Genomic DNA, 21,378 nt, shown 5'->3' with positions numbered 1-21,378 from the left:
GTTCTCCCCCTATTCATCTCTTATGCCAGAAAGTTCCGCACGTTGTAAAACCAATTTCGCACGTTCAATAATCGGCGAATCCACCATTTTTCCATTTAATGACACCACGCCACTGCCCGCTTTTTCTGCCTCAGCCGCCGCCTCAATAACACGTTGAGCAAAATCAACGTCTTTTTGTGTTGGTGCATATAAATTATGGATTAACTCAATCTGACGAGGATTAATTAAGGATTTGCCATCAAAACCTAATTGCTTAATTAAACTGGCTTCTTGTAAAAAGCCCTCTTCGTTATCGGCATTAGAATACACCGTATCAAATGCCATTAAGCCATTGGCTCTGGCGGCTTGCAAAATACTGCAACGAGCAAATAATAACTCAATGCCCTCTGGTGAACGCTCGGTTCTTAAATTACGCACATAGTCCTCAGCCCCCAAAGCGATCCCCATTAAACGAGGAGAAGATTTGGCGATCTCATTAACTTGCGTAATCCCTAAAGCCGATTCAATAGCCGCTAATAATTTGGTACTCCCCACTTCCCGACCACATTGCTTTTCAATCTCTGTAATCGCCTTATCCATCGCGATCACATCTTGAGCGGTATCGGTTTTGGGTAAACGAACAATATTTGTTCCCGCTCTCACTACCGCATTTAAATCCGCCAAACCAAATTCAGATTCTAAAGGATTAACACGCACGACGGTTTCTATTTCTTGATAAAAAGGGTGTTGCAATGCCTGTGCCACTAACAATCTCGCACTATCTTTCTCTTTTAAAGCCACTGAATCTTCTAAATCAAACATAATAGAATCAGGCTTATAAATAAAACTGTTACTTACCATTGCCGCATTAGATCCCGGCACAAACAGCATACTTCTTCTTAATTTCATAGCACATTCTCCCAATTTACCGCTTCATCAGTGGCACGCAATAACGCCGCTTTAAGTCTTGCTCTTAAAACACAATCCAATGCTCCCTTATCTTCAATAACTAATTGAACCCCTTGAACATCAAATTGTTTTAATACGGCATAAACCGTCTTTAAAATATCATCGCCAAATTGTTCAAATACTGAGCTATTGAGTTCAATATCAATTTCATCACAAGGGGCAACACGAACCAATACATCGCTGGATTCTAATGTCCCTGCCACTGCAATTTTCGTAATTTGCATTTTCTCTCCTTAACCCTAAGGTTTAATACTAAAAATTTTTGTAAAAGTGACCGCACTTTTCTTATTAAAACAATACGGCGTGGCATACCAACGCGTATCATTTTAAAGTGGGACGGCTCTCATCAGTGATTAGGTTTTATCCCATTATTGGCGGCTAATAATGCCAAAGTACTATTAGGTACATAATGAGTTAATGCTGACCAATTTTTCTGTTGAGCCAATAACCTTACCTTTGAGGCTGAAATCGGTTCGCCTTGATAGGTTTTTCGTTGAATTTCCACCACTTTAATCGCTGGGGCTTTCATATCGGCTTGTTGTAACCAATAGACCATATTCTGGTTATATAATGAAGTAACGGCACAATTTGGTTCTGTCCCCACAAAACGGTGGGTAATGCCCAAAGCAGGGGCGATATGGCTACGGAATAATTTCAGATCTATCTCCATAAAACAGTCTTCAAGGATCCCCTTATCTTTCAAAAAATAGCTAGGAAAGGTGGCACGCGAAATAATATAACTAGAGCTTGGATATAGACTGACTTTGTCCGCTAAATCAGCAATCCCCTGTTTTACCAACTCAAATCTTTCTTGATAGCTAAACTTAGAGGCGTCTTCTTCCACCAAAAATAAATGCAAATAATCACATTGTGTTAATGCTTGTTCTATTAAATAACGATGTCCCAAAGTAAAAGGATTGGCATTCATAACAATAGAACCAATTTTCTCCCCAGATCGGCGATATTGGGCTAATTTTGCACAATATTTTTTTAATCGCACCGCACTATTTTCCATAAGTACCATATAAGGATAAGCGGTAGAAATGGTATGAAAACCACAACGGGCAAATAAGGCTTCATTGTCAGGTTTGGTATAAAGAAATAAACGAAAATAACCTAATTCAGTGGCAAAATGAATTAATTCAGTGGCAAGTTGTAAACTAAGACCTTGCCCACGATAATCGGGGGAAACCGCAACACATTTAATAATATTCGGGGCAATACCACCACAAGCGATAATTTGGTGATCCTCAAGGCGATAAAAAACAATAAAATGTTCAATTTGTGAATCCAGCTCTAACTGGTTTTGTTGTAAAAAGGCTTTAATCGGCTCAATTTTACTTGTATCGCTCATTGCGACAGTTTGCCAATAATAATTATGCTCAAACATATCCATCTCAAAATATTCTAGCAACAATCAAACTATCAAAGGCATGATAGGACGTTTTATACCTCTAAACGGTTGCGGCGATAATAGCATAAACAAAATAAGATTAATACTAAATGCAATGAAAAATAATGTTAAAAAACAATGATTTAACAACAAATTTTAGCTTATTTAACATTTCATTTAACAATGGTGATCTATAGTAACTTTTAGGTATTGGGGAACAGAGGACAGAAGTTGGATTATTTAAGGAAATGATTTAAAAATTGACCGCACTTTTTTCAATCCGAACAATTTTGTACTCTTCTTTTTTCATTAATAATAAATTCGTAAAATTTTTCTTGAAGACACAATCGCTATACATTTATAGTCTGTCATCAATAATCTATAAATTTGGGAGATAATTATGCGTACTGTTGCGATTAGCTTAAGAGTTCAGCCCATGCAGCGTGATCTTATTGATCGATCAGCTTCATTACTTGGGAAAACCCGTTCTGATTTTATGTTAGATGTTGTTTGTTATTATGCACAAAACGTGATTTTAGAGAGAACATTATTTCAACTTGATGAGCAAGAATTTCAGCGTTTTATTCAAACACTTGAGCAACCTAATTTACCTAATACAGGAATAGAAAAATTAATGGCGGTAAATTCGCCTTGGAAATCTGATAGTCGTTTCAATTTAAAATATTCCGCTAAGTACCCCTAGCGGAATAAGTATAAATCACGAGAATTTACTCAGTGATATAAATATGGCGTTCCGTATGCCCTGTATAAATCTGTCTTGGACGCACGATTTTCAAGCCATCTTGCTCGTACATTTCTTTCCAATTAGCAATCCAACCTACCGTTCTTGCTAAGGCAAAAACCACCGTAAACATAGCGGTTGGAATACCTATGGCTTGCAAAATTAGCCCTGAATAGAAATCCACATTAGGATAAAGTTTGCGTTCAATAAAATAAGGATCATTTAACGCAATACGTTCTAGCTCCATAGCCACTTCAAGCAAAGGGGTATTCTCCCCTAATTCTTGCAAAACCTCATGGCAAGTTTCTCGCATTACCTTTGCTCTTGGATCATAATTTTTATAAACACGATGTCCAAACCCCATTAAACGGAATGGATCATTTTTATCCTTAGCGCGTTCAATAAAATGTGGGATATTTTCTACTGAGCCAATTTGTTCTAACATTCGGATACAAGCCTCGTTAGCCCCGCCATGTGCAGGCCCCCAAAGGGAAGCGATACCTGCGGAAATACAAGCAAAAGGATTAGGCCCTGAAGAGGCAACACTACGCACAGATGAGGTAGAGGCATTTTGTTCGTGATCCGCGTGTAGGGTAAATATCCGATCCATAGCTCGTTCTAATACAGGATTGACCACATAAGGCTCACAAGGGGTGGCAAACATCATATAGAGAAAATTACCCGCATAAGAGAGATGATTTTGTGGGTACATAAATGGACGACCGATACTGTATTTATAGCACATTGCCGCTAAGGTTGGCATTTTGGCTAACAAGCGAATAGCGGTTTTTTCCCTCGATAACTCACAATCTAATTTTAGTTCATCATTATAAAACGCCGCTAAGGCACTGGTTGCCGCACACATTACCGCCATTGGGTGTGAATCTCGGCGAAAACCTTGAAATAAGCGGGTAAATTGTTCATTTACCATATAATGCGTAGAAATTTCTCGCTTAAATTGTGCAAATTGTTCGGGAGTGGGTAGCTCGCCTTTTAATAATAAATAAGCCACATCAAGATAATTTTTCTGCGAGGCAAGTTCATCAATGGGATAACCACGATGTAATAAAATGCCCTGCTCGCCGTCAATATAGGTAATGCTTGATTGGCATAATGCCGTTGAAGTTAAGCCTTGATCATAGGTAAATAATTTTTCCTTTTGTAAGGCTTCTACTCCGATTGCATCATAGCCTAAATGGCTTTGATAAACAGGTAACGCAAATTTACGTCCATCACTTAAATGTAATTCCGCGGTTAATGTGTCGTGTAATTTTGGCATAATAGATCCCTCCTGTATGTGTTGTGATAAGCCATCATTAGGCTAAAAATTTGCTAAAAAATGACCGCACTTTTTATGTTTATAATCTTGTTTTAAAAATCACTTGCTCAACTTTCTCGGTATAAGAGGAAATTTCATTGAAATTCATATAGCGATAAGTGTCTTCCTGATCCTCGGCTAAGCCTTGTACATATTGCAGATATTCCTGTGTGGTTGGAATACGCCCTAATAAGGCACAAACCGCCGCAAGTTCCGCTGAGGCAAGATAGACAAACGCCCCTTTACCCATACGGTTAGGAAAGTTTCTGGTGGAGGTTGAAATCACCGTTGCCCCATCAGCCACTCTCGCTTGGTTACCCATACATAATGAACACCCCGGAATTTCAACCCTTGCCCCACTTTTACCATAAATACTGTAATAGCCTTCCTCTGTGAGTAAGGCGGCGTCCATTTTGGTAGGAGGAACAACCCATAAGCGAGTGGGTATCATACCTTGATGCTGGTTAAGTAATTTCCCTGCGGCACGAAAATGCCCAATATTGGTCATACAAGAACCAATAAACACTTCGTCAACCTTGTCGCCTGCCACCTCTGACAGTTTTCTCGCATCATCAGGATCATTAGGAGCACAGACAATGGGTTCAGTAATTTCATTAAGATCAATCTCAATAATCGCCGCATATTCTGCATTATCATCGGCGGTGAGTAGCTGTGGATTGGCTAACCAATCTTGCATACTTTTAATCCGCCGTTCTAAGGTACGAGCATCACCATAGCCCTCAGCAATCATCCATTTCAATAGCACAATATTTGAAGTTAAATATTCAATAATCGGCGCTTGATTTAATTTAATGGTACAAGCTGCCGCCGAACGCTCCGCTGAGGCATCAGATAATTCAAAGGCTTGTTCTACTTTTAAATTTTCCAAACCTTCTATTTCTAAAATTCGCCCAGAAAAAATATTTTTCTTGCCCGCTTTTTCAACGGTTAATAATCCCTGTTGAATAGCGTAATAAGGAATGGCGTGGACTAAATCACGCAGGGTTATGCCCGGTTGCATTTCGCCTTTAAAACGCACCAACACAGATTCTGGCATATCTAAGGGCATTACCCCTGTGGCGGCGGCAAAAGCCACTAAACCTGAACCCGCTGGAAAAGAAATCCCAATAGGAAAACGAGTATGAGAGTCGCCACCTGTACCCACAGTATCAGGCAACAACATACGATTTAACCAAGAATGAATAACGCCATCGCCTGGTCGCAAAGATACGCCACCACGATTGATCATAAAATCAGGTAAAGTATGATGGGTTACCACATCAACAGGCTTCGGATAAGCAGCGGTATGACAAAAAGATTGCATCACTAAATCCGCCGAAAAACCTAAACACGCCAGATCTTTCAATTCATCACGGGTCATCGGGCCTGTGGTATCTTGCGAACCTACTGTGGTCATTCTCGGCTCACAATATTGCCCTGCTCTGACCCCCTCTACCCCACAAGCACGCCCAACTATTTTTTGTGCTAAGGTATAACCAGCGGGTTGCTCTGACGCTTTTTTTACCTGTTGAAAAACCTCACTTTCGCCCAAGCCCAATGCTTTTCTCGCTTTGTGTGTTAAACCTCGTCCAATAATGAGCGGTATGCGTCCACCAGCTCGCACTTCATCAAGTAGCACCTCAGTTTTTAAGCAAAATTCCGCTAACACCTCATCGCTATTATGCCGACAAATTTTTTGAGCATAAGGATAGAGATCGATCACATCACCCATATTTAAACGGCTAACATCAACTTCAATGGGTAATGAACCTGCGTCCTCTAATGTATTAAAAAAGATCGGTGCAATTTTTCCCCCCAGCACAACCCCGCCTGCTCGTTTATTTGGGATATAAGGAATATCTTCGCCCATTAACCATAATACTGAATTGGTCGCAGATTTACGGGAAGATCCTGTTCCCACCACGTCTCCCACATACACTAAGGGAAAGCCTTTGGCCTTTAAAGCATTAATTTGTTGCATAGGCCCCACTTCCCCAGCTTGATCAGGAATAATCCCCTCTCGTTCATTTTTTAACATCGCTAGGGCGTGTAAAGGAATATCAGGTCTTGACCAAGCGTCTTGTGCTGGCGAAAGATCATCCGTATTGGTTTCGCCAGTCACTTTAAATACGGTCAAAGTTATTTTTTCTGGTAACGGAGGACGTGACAAAAACCATTCGGCATTTGCCCAAGATTGCAAAACCTGTTGAGCAAAAACATTGCCTTGATTGGCTTTTTCTGCCACATCGTGAAATTGATCAAACATCAATAGAGTAAAAGATAGGGCTTTCACTGCTAAAGGGGCGAGTTCTTGATCCTCTAATGCCTCGATCAGGGGCTGGATATTATAACCACCTTGCATAGTGGCTAAAATATTAATGGCATCTTGTGCCGAAATAAGCGGAGAAATGACCGCTCTTTTTGCCACATCCGCTAAAAAAGAGGCTTTGATATAGGCGGCTTCATCAACGCCAGCAGGGATACGTGTTCGCAATAACTCTAGTAGTAATTCGGCTTGTTGTGCATTTTCTACTGGCGATTTTAATAATTCAACTAATTGAGCGGTTTGTTCCGCATTAAGTGGTAAAGGCACAACCCCCAATTTGGCTCTTTCTGCCACCTGTTTTTGATATTCTTCAATAAATAACATAATAGATACCTCCCTTATCATTATTGATTAGCGGAAAACAAAACCAACCGCTAATTCATCAATCTTAGCCTTTTGACATATTGGCAATGAGCTGTAATGCAAATTCATCGGTAGAACATAATTGAGCCTCTGTCAGATGTTCAGCGAAATCAAGGGTAACTGTTTTATTCGCAATGGTTTTCGCCATGGCTTGTACCACTAAATCCGCCGCCTCTTGCCAACCTAAATGACGTAACATCATTTCCCCACTTAAAATAATTGAACCAGGGTTAGCTTTATTTTGTCCTGCGATATTCGGTGCTGTGCCATGAGTCGCCTCAAAAATCGCCACTTGTTCACCAATATTTGCCCCAGGCGCAATCCCAATTCCCCCCACTTGAGCCGCTAAGGCATCAGAAATATAATCGCCATTTAAGTTTAATGTTGCGATAACATCGTAATCCGCTGGATGTAATAAGGTTTCTTGTAAAAACGCATCGGCAATGCAATCTTTGATAATGATCTCTCGCCCTGTTTTAGGATTGATTAAACAACGCCAATCCCCTTTGCCAAGCGGTTTTGCCCCAAAATTATCCACCACTTGATAACCCCATTGTTTAAACGCTCCCTCAGTAAATTTCATAATATTGCCTTTATGTACTAAGGTTAATGAAGTTCTATCGTTATCAATCACATACTGCAATGCCGATCGCACTAAACGTTGGGTTGCCGCTTTTGAAACAGGCTTCACACCAATACCACATTCCGTAGGAAAACGAATGTTGTTCACTTGCATTTCTGTTTGTAAAAACTGAATGACTTTATCTGCCTCCGCTGACCCCGCCTGCCATTCAATTCCTGCATAAATATCTTCAGAATTTTCGCGAAAAATCACCATATCCACTAATTCAGGTTGTTTTACTGGACTAGGTGTTCCTTGATAATAACGAATTGGGCGAACGCAATTATATAAATCCAATTCTTGCCTTAAGGTCACATTCAATGAACGGATACCACCGCCAACAGGGGTCATTAATGGGCCTTTAATTGCCACGTGATATTGTTTAATCAGATCTAAGGTTTGCTGTGGTAACCAAATGTCTTCACCATATTGACGATTAGCTTTTGCTCCAGCATAAATTTCTAACCATTCAATGCGTTTTTTCCCCGCATAAGCAAGAGTTACTGCTGCGTCAATCACCTTAATCATCGTTGGCGTAACATCAATACCTATGCCATCGCCCTCAATAAAGGGAATGATCGGGCAATCTGGTACATTAAGTGAGCCATCAGAATTTAAACGAATTGCTTGTGCTATGTGTTGCATATTAACCTCCGAAAAAGATATAAAGAGAGGAAAGGCTAAAGACCCTGTCTATCCTTAGCATAAAATTTGTGCGTGATTTGAGTATAGATCGTTTTAACTAAATATTCACATTATTTTTACAAAATTGTGATATATCCCCCATATTTCTTTGCTTAATTAGGACGACGATATTAATCCCATTAAACTTAAGAAATTAAGAGAACGCATTGATATTAAGTGCGGTCAGTTTTAGAAAAATTTTATCGTCGCCCTCTTTACATTGAAACGACTATCGCTTCTCATTAAGCAAGTTTAATGAGAAGCAACGCATTATCTCCACGTCATCCAGAAGAAATAGGAAAGCCCACTAATTACCACAATACAAGCAATATTAAGTAATAGCCCCACTTTTACCATATCCGCTTGTTTTATATAACCAGTGGAAAAAACAATGGCATTAGGTGGAGTGGCAATAGGTAACATAAAGGCACAAGAAGCACCGCAAGCAATAATTGCCGCTAAAGAAATCGGCGGTAAACCAAGTTGTACGGCAACAGAAATATAAATCGGCATTAATAACGCCGCACTGGCGGTATTAGAGGTAAACTCGGTTAAAAAGATAATAAAAGCAGACATCACAATGGTCATCATTAACCAATGTTTTGTACCAATAAAATTAACAATAGTATCTGCTAGAATTTTACTCGCTCCCGTTTCTCTTAATACAATACTTAAGACTAACCCACCACCAAAGAGCATTAACACACCCCATTCCGTTCTTTCTTGGATTTGTTGCCAATTTGCGGTATTACAAATACAAAATGCAAGCACCGCAATCATAGCAATCACCGCATCAAAATTACGAATAGATTGATCTAGGGCTAAAATTTGTCTGATAAAAGGTTCAACATAACTACCAAATACCAGTAATAATGCCGTAATACTAAAGATAACTAATGTGATTATTCTTGAAGTTGTCAAGGGAATATCTTCTACTTGGGCTTCAAATTTCACATTAAAATTAGGGCGTAATACTAACAATAGTGATAACACCATAAAAATAAGTAGCAACACCACCACCGGCATACCATAAGGTAACCATTCGGAAAAAGAGATTTTTAATTGAGAGGCTAAAATGGCATTAGGTGCACTGCCCACTAAGGTGCCAATTCCGCCAATACTTGAACTAAAAGCAATGCCCAATAAAACAAACACATAGAGTTTTTGATTAGTTTTATAATCTATTTTATGTAATATGCCCAAGGTAAGCGGTAACATCATTGCCGCTACGGCGGTATTATTGATAAATAAGGAAAGTAACGCAGTAACGGCAAATAAATAAATGATGGTTAATTTTAGATTACCTTTTGCCAAACGAATAATATGACTTGCAAGCCAAAGATCGATTTTTTGAATATTCAGCACCGCTGCAATCACAAAGCCACCAAAAAACATAAAAATAATGGGTTCAGAAAAAGGCGCAAAAGCCGCTTTGGTGGATAAAACATTTAATCCTATGGCGAATATCGGCACCATTAAGGCGGTTATTGTGATATTAAAGGCTTCTGTAAGCCATAAAATTCCCACAAAAACTAATAAGGCAAGACCTCTATTTTCCTGTTCAGAGAAAGGTAACAAATTTAATAGGGCAAAAAATACCATTAAATCTAACAGAAATATCAGGATCCCTCTCACTGGGTTCTTACTGGTTTTAGACATATTACACTCCTGTAAATGATAAGGTTATGAGATGAGTTCAAGTCAGAACGACGATATTTTTCTAAATTTAGTTAATATGTATTTTTATTTGATTATCCTTGAGAAGGATTAACTAAAATTAGATGATGTTGTGCAGAAATTAGAATATCACTAAATTTTTAATAAAAAAATATAAAATTTCAGTGAAAAAAGAAATTTAAGCGGATTGTTGATAATATTGATGTGTGATATTTAGGCTAACCGCTTGTAAACGATCAACAAAAATCCGAAAAGGTTCGCCAAAAGTCAGTTGTAACCCCGCTAAAGCGAGATCATTCTCTAGCCAAAGACAATTTGCCACGCTTCCCTCAATATTGGTTACCAATACCATTGCCCATTGTTCCGTTTGTTTTATTTTTACTTGTGCTAAGGTTTGAGGGGCAATACTTTCACTCCCACAAGGTTGAAAGAACCAACTCTTTGGCTGGCTAGGTAATAAAAAATGTTGAGTAGCCACCGCACTATAAGCAAGAATCTCCAAAGTTTCTTGCTCAAAACCACAGGCGAATAATAATTGGCTAAAGCGGTTATAATCGTCAAAATCCACTAAAGAACAAGGGCTATTCACAACCCCATCAGAAGCAAGATGTTTTTCTGTTAATGTGGTAAACACCAAATTTTTACTTGGCAATAAAATAGCTAAGCGCCCTCGCACTGGATTATATTGCCATTGACAAAAATGTTGTTGTGCCATTTGATGTAATACCTAAATATCTCTAATAAAAACAATGAAAGAATACGGATTGCTAAAAATCCGTATTTTTACGCCATAATACTATTATTTAATATTTTGTACTAGCTGTTTAATTAAATTCGGACCTTGATAAATTAAACCTGAATATAATTGCAATAATTCTGCGCCTGCATCAATTTTTTCTTGTGCCGCCGTCACAGAATCAATACCGCCACTACCTATAATGGGTATCTTACCCTTGAGTTCTTGTGCTAAACGCTGAATAATTTGCGTACTTTGCTGTTGTAGTGGTTTACCACTTAAACCACCAAGCTGTTCTGCATTCGCTAATCCCGCTACCCTATCACGACTAATTGTTGTATTGGTGGCTATGACGCCGTCTATTTGATGACGACATAAGCTATCCGCAATTTGTACCAATTCTTGCTCGCTTAAATCAGGGGCGATTTTTACTGCAATAGGCACATATTTATTATATTGCTCAGCTAAATGCTGTTGGCGTTGCTTAAGCCCTGCCAACAAGTCATCTAGTGCCTCGCCGTATTGTAACTGGCGTAAGCCCGGGGAATTGGGCGAGGAAATATTAATTGCCACATAGCCTGCATACTTATAAACTTTATTTAAGCAAAAAAGATAATCCGCCTTACCATTTTCCACCGAAGTGCGGGTATTTTTTCCAATATTTATACCTAATACGCCGTCAAACTGTGCTTTTTTCACATTTTCTAGCACATAATCCACCCCATAATTATTAAACCCATTACGGTTAATAATCCCCTCAGCCTCCACTAAGCGAAATTGGCGAGGACGTGGATTGCCCTCTTGTGCCAATGGGGTGACAGTGCCTATTTCAATAAAACCAAAGCCCATCGCCGCAAAGCCATTAATTGCCTCTGCATTTTTATCAGCCCCAGCGGCTAAACCAATCGGGTTTTTAAACTGAATGCCCATTACCGTTTTAGGACTGCCAGCTGGGCAAGCTAATAAACGTTGTAAGCCACAACGCAATGGTGAATTACCAATGACTTTAAGAGTTTTAATAGTAAATTCATGGGCTTTTTCTGGTTCTAAACTAAAAAGCACTTTTCGGATTAATGGATACATACTCGTTTATCTCTCTGGATAGTTATCGTCGTCCCACTTTAAAATAATACTGTGTTGGCATACCTCGCCGTACTGGTTGTACTGTCTTCGGCGTGCCGCCTTGTCTTATTTTAAATTGAAACGACTATATAACTGTTTAAATCACAAACATAGATACTATGCTTGCAAGGCTTTCTCAATTTTTTCAAATAAATCTTTTGATAAATTTTCCACTTCACTTAAACGCTCTAAGGCACGTTTCATTAAGGTTTGTCGCTGTTCATCATAACGATTAAAGCGAATTAACGGCTCAATTAAACGTGCAGCAACTTGCGGATTAGTGTCATTTAATTTTAATAAAATCTCCGTTAAGAAACGATAGCCCGATCCATCAATCGCATGGAAATAACGAGGATTTTGATTAACAAAGCTCCCCACTAACGCACGCAAACGATTTGGGTTATTAAAATTAAAACTTGGGTGTGAAATAAGCTGTTGCACAATCTCTAATACATTTTCATCTGGTCGCGTTGCTTGTAGTGCAAACCATTTATCCATCACCAAACCATCTTGTTGCCATTTTTGCTCAAAATCTGCTAATAAATTATCACGACAAGCTAATCCTGCTTTGCTTGCCGCATTTAATGCTGCCAACGTATCTGTCATATTATTGGCATAAAGATAATGTTGGTTTACAAGGCTATTGCCAAACTCCGTAAAGGCTAAATAATATAAACAAAGATTGCGTAAGCCACGCAAGGCAATATATTCAGGTACCACAGAATATTGCTCAAGGTTAATATGATTATAAATTTTTAACCATTGTTGTTTAAATTGGCTAGCAAGCGTATGCAACATAAAGGCTCTCACCACCGCAATCCCTTCAGGATCAATAATTTTTACATTCTCTGCAAACTCGGTTTCTTTAGGTAAGGTTAAAATTAATGTTGTTAATTCAATATCTTGCTGATAGTTCGCTAATACTTTACCAAAGGCGGCTAAAACAGGTTGAGAAAATTGTAAACTTTGCTCATGTTGGTAACGCATTAAGTTTTCTCGTAATTCTTTTGTCCACAGCATTTGTGCCGCGTCCCAACGCACAAAATCATTTTCAGCAAATTGTAACAGGGTAACAAGTTGTTCTACCTGATAGTTATAATCCAATTTTACTGGGGCAGAAAAATCACATAACAACGCAGGAATTGGACGCTGATATACATTATGGAACTCAAAAACCTGATCTTTTTGGGTCACATTAAGCACATCCTCAACCGTACGCCCCTCATATTGCAAAGGCAATTTATCGCCATTTTCACTATATAAGGCAATTTTCAATGGAATATGTAAGTTAATTTTATCCATTTGATCCGCCGTAGCGGGCGTATGCTGAACAACGGTTAATTGATAACAATGTTTAGCTTCATCATAATGATCGGTAACCGTCAATTCTGGTGTGCCTGATTGACTATACCAACGGCGGAATTGACTTAAATCCATACCAGAGGCTTGTTCCATGGCTGCCACAAAATCTTCGCAAGTGGCGGCTTTACCGTCATTTTGTGCAATATATAATCGCATACCTGCTTGGAATTTTTTCTCGCCTAACAAAGTATGCAGCATACGAATAACCTCTGCCCCTTTTTCATAAACGGTTACCGTATAAAAGTTATTCATTTCAATCACTTTTTCTGGGCGGATTGGGTGTGCCATAGGGCTAGCGTCTTCGGCAAATTGAATGGTTCGTAAAAAACGCACATTATTAATCCGATTAACCGCTCTTGAGCCTGTATCCGAAGAGAACTCTTGATCACGAAAAACTGTTAAGCCCTCTTTTAGGCTAAGTTGAAACCAATCTCGGCAAGTAATACGGTTACCTGTCCAATTATGAAAATATTCGTGAGCAATCACACTTTCAATGCCCATATAATCTTCATCTGTAGCAGTTTGTGGATTGGCTAGCACAAACTTAGAATTAAAAATATTTAATCCTTTATTCTCCATAGCGCCCATATTAAAGAAATCCACCGCCACGATCATATAAATATCTAAATCATATTCTAAACCGAAACGCTCTTCGTCCCATTTCATCGCTTTTTTTAGGCTTTCCATCGCCCAGTCTGCACGATTTAGATTACCTTTATCCACAAATAATTCTAATGCCACTTGGCGACCACTGCGGGTAATAAAGTGATCCTGTAACAAATCAAAATCCCCTGCCACTAAGGCAAATAAATAACTGGGTTTTGGAAAAGGATCTTGCCACTCTACCCAATGTTTACCCTCTTCTAATTCGCCACTAGCAACCTTATTACCATTTGATAATAAATAAGGATAAGTGGCTTTGTCCGCCACAATTCTCGTGGTATAGCGTGCCAAAACATCAGGACGATCAAGCATATAGGTAATTTGTCTAAAGCCCTCAGCTTCACATTGAGTACAAAGTGCCTCGCCAGATTGGTATAACCCTTGTAATGAGGTATTTTCCGCTGGCACTAAAATGGTATTAATGGTTAATTCAAATTCATCAGCCGCTAATTCGCTTAAATCTAATGTCAGCCCTTCGCCATCTTGCTGATACTGAGTAAAAGGTTGCTGATTAATTTTCACTTGTTCAAATTGAAAACTATGCCCATCTAAGCGTAATTGAGTGGCTTGAGGATTAAGGCGTTTCACCAAACTTCTAGCTGTTACCAAGGTTTTATGCGGATCTAATTGAAAATCAAGAAAAATATCGGTAATGGTAAAATCGGGCGTTTTATAATCTTTTCTATATTTTGCTTTAGCAACCATACTCACTTATCCATTATTAAGAAATTAAAAATTAGGTGTAGGATAAATATTTATCCCTTAACTTGCAACTATCCACATAAAATTCTTTGCAAAAACAGACCGCACTTTTGCTAAAATCATGCTATCCTTAGTTATCTTTTTTATGTCAAACTTTTGGAACATCATCTATGTCAAATCATCAACCTCAAATCGCCATTGTTATGGGCTCACAAAGCGATTGGGCAACCATGCAAGAAGCTAGCCAAATTCTCGATCAATTCGCTATTCCCTACCACGTTGAAATTGTTTCAGCACATCGCACCCCCGATAAACTCTTTCACTTTGCTGAAAATGCCGAGCAAAATGGTTATAAAGTCATTATTGCAGGGGCGGGCGGTGCCGCACATTTACCTGGTATGATCGCCGCCAAAACCCTTGTACCAGTGTTGGGTGTGCCTGTAAAAAGCTCAATGTTAAGTGGTGTAGATAGCTTATATTCCATTGTACAAATGCCTAAAGGCATTCCAGTGGGCACCTTGGCGATTGGTCCAGCAGGGGCGGCAAATGCAGGTTTATTAGCGGCGCAAATTCTGGCAGCTTTTGATCCTCAATTAGCCAATCGTTTGCGTGAATTTCGTCAAGCACAAACGGATTTCGTACTCAATAACCCAGATCCACGAGGTAATTAAATGTCGGAACAACCCCTTTACCCTACCGTTTATGTGCTAGGCAATGGACAACTTGGGCGTATGCTAGCTTATGCTGGTGCGCCTTTAGATATCAAAGTACAACCCCTCGCCTTTGATCAAGCGGTATTTGATTTAGCTAAAGATTGTCGCATTACCGCTGAAATTGAACGTTGGGCAGAAACGCCTTTAACCGAAATGCTTGCCCAACACCCTAATTTTGTTAATCAACAAGTGTTTGGTTTATTAGCGGATCGTCTTAGTCAAAAATCCTTACTTGATGAACTCAATCTCCCCACCTCGCCTTGGCAATTAGTTAAAAGTGCGGTGGATTTTAGCAAAATTTTTTCGCAAATTTCGCCCAAAGTGGTGGTAAAACGCCGTACAGGGGGGTATGACGGTCGTGGGCAATGGATTATTGAGCAACATAATCTTGAGCAACTTAGCCAAGATCTCTGGGGTGAAATTATTGCGGAAGCCTTTATTCCCTTTGATTATGAAGTTTCTTTAGTGGGAGCAAGATTTGCCAATGGCGAAAAACGTTTTTACCCTGTAACCCATAACCTACAACAAAATGGGATTTTGCGTTATAGCGTAGTAACCCAATCTACCTCGCCATTACAAGCTCAAGCAGAAATGATGCTAGGCAAAATTATGGATAAACTCAATTACATCGGCGTGATGGCGATGGAATGTTTTGTGGTAGGCGATCAATTATTAATTAATGAACTCGCTCCTCGTGTGCATAATAGCGGACATTGGACGCAATTAGGCGCAAATATCAGCCAATTTGAATTACATTTGCGCGCTTTACTGGATTTACCTACACCGCCGTTAATGCTTACCGCACCAACAGTGATGGTCAATTTAATTGGCACAGAACATAATCCAGCTTGGTTAAGCAATCCTCTCACCCAATTACATTGGTATGGTAAAGCAGTACGAGCAGGGCGAAAAGTGGGACATATTAATTTAGCCCATCAATCCCATAGCGAATTAATTGCTCAATTACAACAACTTGCCACACTGCTACCCGAGAATTATCAAACGGGATTAAACTGGGCAATAAGCCAATTAAAATAAATCTAATAAATAAAGAGGTAATTTGATAAAAATTTAATAGATTTTTATTCTTATTACCTATTTATATGTAATACTTGCCAAATAAAGGGAAGTTAAGTATAAAAAACAACACACAACATTAATGATTGACACTATAAAGTAAGGATTAAATTATGTTTGAACAAATTAAAGCTGCCCCAGCAGATCCTATTCTCGGTTTAGGCGAAGCCTTTAAATCAGAAACCCGTTCACCAAAAATTAACTTAGGCATTGGCGTTTACAAAGATGCCGCAGGCAATACCCCTATTGTTAAAGCGGTAAAACAAGCGGAACAACGCCTATTAGAAGCCGAAACCAGTAAAAATTACCTGACCATTGATGGGCTCGCCAACTTTAACCAACAAACCCAAGTGCTATTATTTGGCGAAGCCAGCGAAATTATCGCACAACAACGTGCCAAAACCGCACAAAGCCTTGGTGGAACAGGGGCATTACGCATTGCCGCTGAATTTATTAAGCGTCAAACCAATGCAAAAAATGTTTGGATCTCTACCCCAACTTGGCCAAATCACAACGCTATTTTTAATGCTGTCGGCATCAATATTCGTGAATATCGTTATTATGATAAAGAAAATAAAAAATTAGATTGGGATAATTTAATCGCTGACTTAAGCCAAGCCGAAGCAGGCGATGTGGTATTGTTACACGGTTGCTGCCACAACCCAACAGGGATCGATCCAACCCCAGCACAATGGCAACAACTCGCCGAGTTATCCGCTCAAAAAGGTTGGTTACCGTTATTTGATTTTGCTTACCAAGGCTTTGCCAACGGTTTAGAACAAGATGCCATCGGTTTACGCACCTTTGCCAACAATCATCGTGAATTATTAATTTCAAGTTCTTATTCCAAAAACTTTGGTTTATACAATGAACGTGTTGGGGCATTTACCCTTGTGGCAGAAAACAAAGACATCGCAGAACGTGCCTTTAGCCAAGTCAAAGCCATTATCCGCACCCTCTACTCTAACCCATCATCTCACGGTGCAAGTGCGGTTGCGTTAGTATTAAGCGATGAAACATTAAAAGCCCAATGGATTGAAGAACTGGCTGAAATGCGTAACCGTATTAAACAAATGCGTCAACGTTTTGTGGATTTACTAAAAGAATACGGTGCTAAACAAGATTTCGGCTTTATTATTGAACAAAATGGTATGTTTTCATTCAGCGGCTTAACACCAGAACAAGTGGATCGCCTAAAAGACGAATTCGCCATTTACGCCGTCCGCTCAGGACGTATTAATGTCGCTGGCATTACCGAAGACAACATCCGTTATCTCTGCGAAAGCATTGTGAAAGTGTTATAAGATATTTGTGATATTAAAAAAAGCGATAACGTTGTTATCGCTTTTTAAAAATTAATTTAGTGAAGTAAGCAAGATGATTTCCTTGATGCTCCAATTATTAAATCTATTAATAAAATAAAAGCCTTTTCCCACTACTCAAAATTAACTTCATCTAATGTAATTTTCTGCAAAATTCTATTTCAACTATTCCTTTTACAAAACAGAGTCCTTAAAATACGCCACCTGAATGAATGTTCATTCACTTTCTTGCAAACATTTGCCTTAAGATTTCATTAAGAAGTCTGGTTTAGACTGTTGTCATAAATAAACTGAATGATAATTGGAACAATGATGAATAAAAAACGTTTTTTAATAATGGTTATTGTGCTTGCCTTGCTTTTGCTTGGCTATTATGTTTTCTATGGCAAAAATAACAATCAAATGACCTATCTAACCGAAACCGTTAGTCGTGGTGATTTACAAAAAACCGTGATTGCTAATGGTACAGTGCGTAGTGCTAATCGTGTTGAAGTGGGTGCTCAGGTTTCAGGGCAAATTAAGAAAATTTATGTGCAATTAGGACAACAAGTTAAACAAGGTGATATGATTGCGGAAATTGATTCCACCACACAGCAAAATAATTTAAATACCGTTCAGGCTGAATTAGATTCTTATAAAGCCCAATTAAAAGCGAAAAAAATGGCTTATGATGTGGCAAAATCTTCATTTGATCGGATACAAACCTTATATCAGCGTAAATCTGCCAGTTTAGATGATTTTAATTCAGCAAAAAATACTTTAGCGGCGGCAGAAGCGGATATCGAAGATATTCAAGCTAGTATCAAAAAAGCAGAAATTGATGTGAATACGGCACAAACGAATTTAGGCTATACCACCATTACTTCTCCCATTAACGGTACAATCATTTCTATCCCTGTTTCCGAAGGGCAAACGGTAAATGCTAATCAAACTACCCCGACCATTGTGCAAGTGGCGGATTTAAGCAAAATGTTAATTAAAGCAGAAATTTCTGAGGGAGATATTACTAAGATTAAGGCGGGGCAAGCGGTGAGTTTTACCACCCTTTCTGAGCCAGATCAGCAATATCATTCTACCATTTATTCCGTTGATCCTGCGATGAGTACCTTGACCGATAATGAATACAGTGAATCAGTGAGTGATACAGATGCGGTATATTATTATGCCAATATTTTGATTGATAATTCCGATAATAAATTATTTATCGGTATGAGTACCACCAATGTCATTACCATTGCTGAAGCGAAAGAGGTTTTGCTTGTTCCAACCTTGACTCTCAGAAAACAAGGCAATAAGACCTTTGTTGAGGTATTAAATAGCAATCATCAAGTGGAACAACGGGAAGTTACCATTGGATTAAATGACGATATGAATACCGAAATTCTCTCAGGCTTACAAGCAGGAGAAAAGGTTGTATCATCTCAACTTGCTAATGGTGAACAAGTGGGAAATAGTGGACGTGGACCTCGTCTATTTTAGTGAGCGGTAATGACGATGAATATTATTGAAATTAAACAGCTCAACAAATATTTTGGTAACGATGATAATCGCACTCGGGTGCTTAAAGATATTGATTTAACCATTAAAAAAGGCGATTTTGTCGCGATTATTGGTACATCAGGTTCGGGCAAATCCACCTTAATGAACATTATTGGCTGTTTAGATACCGCTTCATCGGGGTCATATCAAATTGAACAACAAGAAGTAAGCCATTTAGATGCCGATGCCTTATCAGATCTACGCCAAAAGAAATTTGGTTTTATTTTCCAACGCTATAATTTATTATCCACGCTTTCAGCCTTAGAAAATGTGGCGTTACCTGCTATTTATTCGGGTATGGATCAGAAAAGCCGTCTTGAGCGAGCAAAACAATTATTAACTAAATTAGGGCTTGGCGATAAAATAAACAATAAACCAAGCCAATTATCAGGTGGGCAACAACAGCGAGTCAGTATTGCTCGTGCGTTAATGAATGGTGGCGAGATTATTCTCGCTGACGAGCCTACTGGAGCATTAGATTCCAAAAGTGGCGAAACCGTCATGGAAATTTTGACCCAGCTTCATCAAGAGGGGCATACCATTATTTTGGTTACCCACGATAAACATATCGCTGACTTTGCTAATCGTGTCATTGAAATTAAAGACGGCAATATTATTCGTGATCAACAAAAATCACAAAAAATTATTGAAAAATCCACCGCACTTTCCCCTGTAAAACGGGGTTTTAGCTTTTATCGTGATCAATTTATTGAATCTTTTAAAATGTCCGTATCCGCCATTATTGCTCATAAATTACGTTCATTATTAACGATGTTAGGCATTATTATTGGTATTACCTCTGTGGTATGTGTGGTGGCATTAGGCAATGGTTCACAACAAAAAATTCTGTCTAATATTAATGCCTTAGGTACAAATACGATGGATATTTATAATGGTACAGGTTTTGGCGATCGGCGAGCAGATCGCACTAAAAATCTTACTGTTGCGGATTCCGATATTTTAGCCAAACAAAGTTATATTGAAAGCTCAACGCCCAACAGTTCCGTCAGCGGTAATTTGACCTATGGCAATCAAACCCTGACCGCACAAATTCGTGGCGTTGGTGAACAATATTTTAATGTTAAAGGTATTAAGGCGTTACAAGGGCAATTTTTTAATGCTGAACAGGTAAAACATAGTGAGCAAGTCGCTGTTGTGGATCAAAATACCGTTACGCAATTATTTAAAAATAGCTCACCACTAGGCAAAATCATTCTCGTCAATAAAAAACCTTTACGCATTATCGGGGTCGCCGAATTGCAATCCACGATGGGAATGCAAAGCAATAGCCTCAATGTTTGGATTCCTTATACCACCGCAATGAATAAAATTTCAGGCGATCGCCATATTGATTCTATTACCGTTAAAATCAAAGATGATGTCAATACTCAAGTGGCTGAAAAAGATTTAACCCATTTGCTAACGGTACGACATGGCAAAAAAGATTTCTTTGTGATGAATTCCGATACCATAAAGCAAACAGTGGAAAATACCACCAATACGATGAAACTCTTGATTTCATCTATTGCACTCATTTCCTTAGTGGTGGGCGGCATTGGTGTAATGAATATTATGCTTGTATCGGTAACCGAACGCACCAAAGAAATTGGGGTAAGAATGGCGATTGGTGCAAGACAATCCAATATCTTGCAACAATTTTTGATTGAAGCCATTTTAATTTGTTTAATTGGTGGCGTAACGGGGATTATTTTATCCGTTATTATTGGCACGCTATTTAATTTATTAAGTAGCGAATTTGTGATGGTATTTTCCACTTTATCCATTGTTACTGCGGTTATTTGCTCTACCTTAATTGGCGTGATTTTTGGGTATATGCCAGCGAAAAATGCGGCACGACTCAATCCAATTACTGCGTTAGCAAGGGAATAAATCAAGAGCATAACAATATTGATGCAACAAAAATAAGCAAAAAAAACAAATTTTTGCTAAGATTATCCACAAAAGTGCGGTTAAAACTGACCGCACTTTATAGTTGTTTGTTTTTAAAATAATAGTGCGTTGACACGCCTTGTCCTATTTTAAATTGAAACGACTATAGATTATTAACC

Annotated in this window: 16 protein-coding genes; 6 read left to right on the top strand and 10 right to left on the bottom strand. The window is 38.8% G+C overall.

Annotation, left to right across the window (positions count from 1 at the left end; all coding sequences use genetic code 11):
* Positions 1-9: 9 nt before the first annotated feature.
* The 3 genes from citE to citC form a co-directional block, all read right to left on the bottom strand.
* Complete coding sequence (gene citE / locus EV694_RS01735; RefSeq protein ID WP_132688357.1) at positions 10-888, bottom strand: citrate (pro-3S)-lyase subunit beta; 879 nt, start codon at positions 886-888, stop codon at positions 10-12.
* On the bottom strand, positions 885-1,172 hold the full coding sequence (citD, locus tag EV694_RS01730) for a citrate lyase acyl carrier protein (RefSeq protein ID WP_132688355.1): 288 nt from the start codon (positions 1,170-1,172) through the stop codon (positions 885-887). Before citD ends, citE begins: the two co-directional genes overlap by 4 nt.
* 122 nt (positions 1,173-1,294) lie before the next feature.
* Positions 1,295-2,338, bottom strand: a complete 1,044-nt coding sequence (gene citC / locus EV694_RS01725) for a [citrate (pro-3S)-lyase] ligase (RefSeq protein ID WP_132688352.1) — start codon at positions 2,336-2,338, stop codon at positions 1,295-1,297.
* A 403-nt stretch (positions 2,339-2,741) separates the two neighbouring features.
* On the opposite strand from citC, the gene EV694_RS01720 reads away from it, so the two are divergent.
* Positions 2,742-3,044, top strand: a complete 303-nt coding sequence (locus tag EV694_RS01720) for a type II toxin-antitoxin system TacA family antitoxin (protein ID WP_132688350.1) — start codon at positions 2,742-2,744, stop codon at positions 3,042-3,044.
* Between the two features lie 25 nt (positions 3,045-3,069).
* Here the strand turns inward: EV694_RS01720 and EV694_RS01715 are convergent, their stop codons facing one another.
* The 7 genes from EV694_RS01715 to pepN form a co-directional block, all read right to left on the bottom strand.
* A complete protein-coding gene (locus EV694_RS01715) occupies positions 3,070-4,362 on the bottom strand; it encodes a citrate synthase (RefSeq protein WP_132688348.1) in 1,293 nt (430 codons plus the stop codon).
* Positions 4,363-4,441: 79 nt separating this feature from the next.
* Complete coding sequence (acnB, locus tag EV694_RS01710; RefSeq protein ID WP_424580034.1) at positions 4,442-7,051, bottom strand: bifunctional aconitate hydratase 2/2-methylisocitrate dehydratase; 2,610 nt, start codon at positions 7,049-7,051, stop codon at positions 4,442-4,444.
* 64 nt (positions 7,052-7,115) lie between these two features.
* Positions 7,116-8,357, bottom strand: a complete 1,242-nt coding sequence (gene icd, locus EV694_RS01705) for an NADP-dependent isocitrate dehydrogenase (protein ID WP_132688345.1) — start codon at positions 8,355-8,357, stop codon at positions 7,116-7,118.
* A gap of 309 nt (positions 8,358-8,666) precedes the next feature.
* Positions 8,667-10,055, bottom strand: coding sequence for an SLC13 family permease (locus tag EV694_RS01700; RefSeq protein WP_132688343.1), 1,389 nt, complete (start codon positions 10,053-10,055; stop codon positions 8,667-8,669).
* A 196-nt stretch (positions 10,056-10,251) separates the two neighbouring features.
* Positions 10,252-10,788 (bottom strand): cell division protein ZapC domain-containing protein, encoded by a 537-nt coding sequence (locus tag EV694_RS01695; protein WP_132688341.1) that lies wholly within the window; start codon positions 10,786-10,788, stop codon positions 10,252-10,254.
* An 84-nt stretch (positions 10,789-10,872) separates the two neighbouring features.
* On the bottom strand, positions 10,873-11,892 hold the full coding sequence (pyrD, locus tag EV694_RS01690) for a quinone-dependent dihydroorotate dehydrogenase (protein ID WP_132688338.1): 1,020 nt from the start codon (positions 11,890-11,892) through the stop codon (positions 10,873-10,875).
* Between the two features lie 156 nt (positions 11,893-12,048).
* Positions 12,049-14,661: an aminopeptidase N gene (pepN, locus tag EV694_RS01685; RefSeq protein ID WP_132688336.1), complete on the bottom strand. Its 2,613-nt coding sequence runs from the start codon at positions 14,659-14,661 to the stop codon at positions 12,049-12,051.
* Positions 14,662-14,828: 167 nt separating this feature from the next.
* Here pepN and purE point away from each other — a divergent pair, with 167 nt between their 5' ends.
* The 5 genes from purE to EV694_RS01660 all read left to right on the top strand — a co-directional run bounded on the left by purE (position 14,829) and on the right by EV694_RS01660 (position 21,199).
* Positions 14,829-15,329: a 5-(carboxyamino)imidazole ribonucleotide mutase gene (gene purE, locus EV694_RS01680; RefSeq protein ID WP_132688333.1), complete on the top strand. Its 501-nt coding sequence runs from the start codon at positions 14,829-14,831 to the stop codon at positions 15,327-15,329.
* A complete protein-coding gene (purK, locus tag EV694_RS01675; RefSeq protein WP_132688331.1) occupies positions 15,330-16,409 on the top strand; it encodes a 5-(carboxyamino)imidazole ribonucleotide synthase in 1,080 nt (359 codons plus the stop codon).
* Between the two features lie 152 nt (positions 16,410-16,561).
* Entirely contained in the window at positions 16,562-17,752 is a 1,191-nt protein-coding gene (locus tag EV694_RS01670) for an amino acid aminotransferase (protein ID WP_132688329.1), read from the top strand.
* A gap of 330 nt (positions 17,753-18,082) precedes the next feature.
* The gene (locus tag EV694_RS01665) at positions 18,083-19,249 is read left to right on the top strand and encodes an efflux RND transporter periplasmic adaptor subunit (protein ID WP_132688327.1); all 1,167 of its coding nucleotides are present in this window, start codon (positions 18,083-18,085) and stop codon (positions 19,247-19,249) included.
* 15 nt (positions 19,250-19,264) lie between these two features.
* Positions 19,265-21,199 (top strand): MacB family efflux pump subunit, encoded by a 1,935-nt coding sequence (locus EV694_RS01660; RefSeq protein WP_132688324.1) that lies wholly within the window; start codon positions 19,265-19,267, stop codon positions 21,197-21,199.
* Positions 21,200-21,378: the final 179 nt, after the last annotated feature.

The sequence above is a fragment of the Volucribacter psittacicida genome, from assembly GCF_004339025.1.
In the GTDB taxonomy this organism is placed as follows: domain Bacteria; phylum Pseudomonadota; class Gammaproteobacteria; order Enterobacterales; family Pasteurellaceae; genus Volucribacter; species Volucribacter psittacicida.
The sequence above is the reverse complement of the archived record's forward strand: the minus strand, read 5'-3'. Positions and strand labels throughout refer to the sequence as shown.

What these genes read in the sequence shown, in the direction of transcription:
- acnB (WP_424580034.1), bottom strand. Translation starts at nt 7,051, where the DNA reads ATGTTATTTATTGAAGAATATCAAAAACAGGTGGCAGAAAGAGCCAAA.
- EV694_RS01695 (WP_132688341.1), bottom strand. Translation starts at nt 10,788, where the DNA reads ATGGCACAACAACATTTTTGTCAATGGCAATATAATCCAGTGCGAGGG.
- citD (WP_132688355.1), bottom strand. Translation starts at nt 1,172, where the DNA reads ATGCAAATTACGAAAATTGCAGTGGCAGGGACATTAGAATCCAGCGAT.
- EV694_RS01665 (WP_132688327.1), top strand. Translation starts at nt 18,083, where the DNA reads ATGAATAAAAAACGTTTTTTAATAATGGTTATTGTGCTTGCCTTGCTT.
- citE (WP_132688357.1), bottom strand. Translation starts at nt 888, where the DNA reads ATGAAATTAAGAAGAAGTATGCTGTTTGTGCCGGGATCTAATGCGGCA.
- EV694_RS01720 (WP_132688350.1), top strand. Translation starts at nt 2,742, where the DNA reads ATGCGTACTGTTGCGATTAGCTTAAGAGTTCAGCCCATGCAGCGTGAT.
- purK (WP_132688331.1), top strand. Translation starts at nt 15,330, where the DNA reads ATGTCGGAACAACCCCTTTACCCTACCGTTTATGTGCTAGGCAATGGA.
- EV694_RS01670 (WP_132688329.1), top strand. Translation starts at nt 16,562, where the DNA reads ATGTTTGAACAAATTAAAGCTGCCCCAGCAGATCCTATTCTCGGTTTA.
- EV694_RS01700 (WP_132688343.1), bottom strand. Translation starts at nt 10,055, where the DNA reads ATGTCTAAAACCAGTAAGAACCCAGTGAGAGGGATCCTGATATTTCTG.
- pyrD (WP_132688338.1), bottom strand. Translation starts at nt 11,892, where the DNA reads ATGTATCCATTAATCCGAAAAGTGCTTTTTAGTTTAGAACCAGAAAAA.
- EV694_RS01715 (WP_132688348.1), bottom strand. Translation starts at nt 4,362, where the DNA reads ATGCCAAAATTACACGACACATTAACCGCGGAATTACATTTAAGTGAT.
- citC (WP_132688352.1), bottom strand. Translation starts at nt 2,338, where the DNA reads ATGTTTGAGCATAATTATTATTGGCAAACTGTCGCAATGAGCGATACA.
- EV694_RS01660 (WP_132688324.1), top strand. Translation starts at nt 19,265, where the DNA reads ATGAATATTATTGAAATTAAACAGCTCAACAAATATTTTGGTAACGAT.
- icd (WP_132688345.1), bottom strand. Translation starts at nt 8,357, where the DNA reads ATGCAACACATAGCACAAGCAATTCGTTTAAATTCTGATGGCTCACTT.
- pepN (WP_132688336.1), bottom strand. Translation starts at nt 14,661, where the DNA reads ATGGTTGCTAAAGCAAAATATAGAAAAGATTATAAAACGCCCGATTTT.
- purE (WP_132688333.1), top strand. Translation starts at nt 14,829, where the DNA reads ATGTCAAATCATCAACCTCAAATCGCCATTGTTATGGGCTCACAAAGC.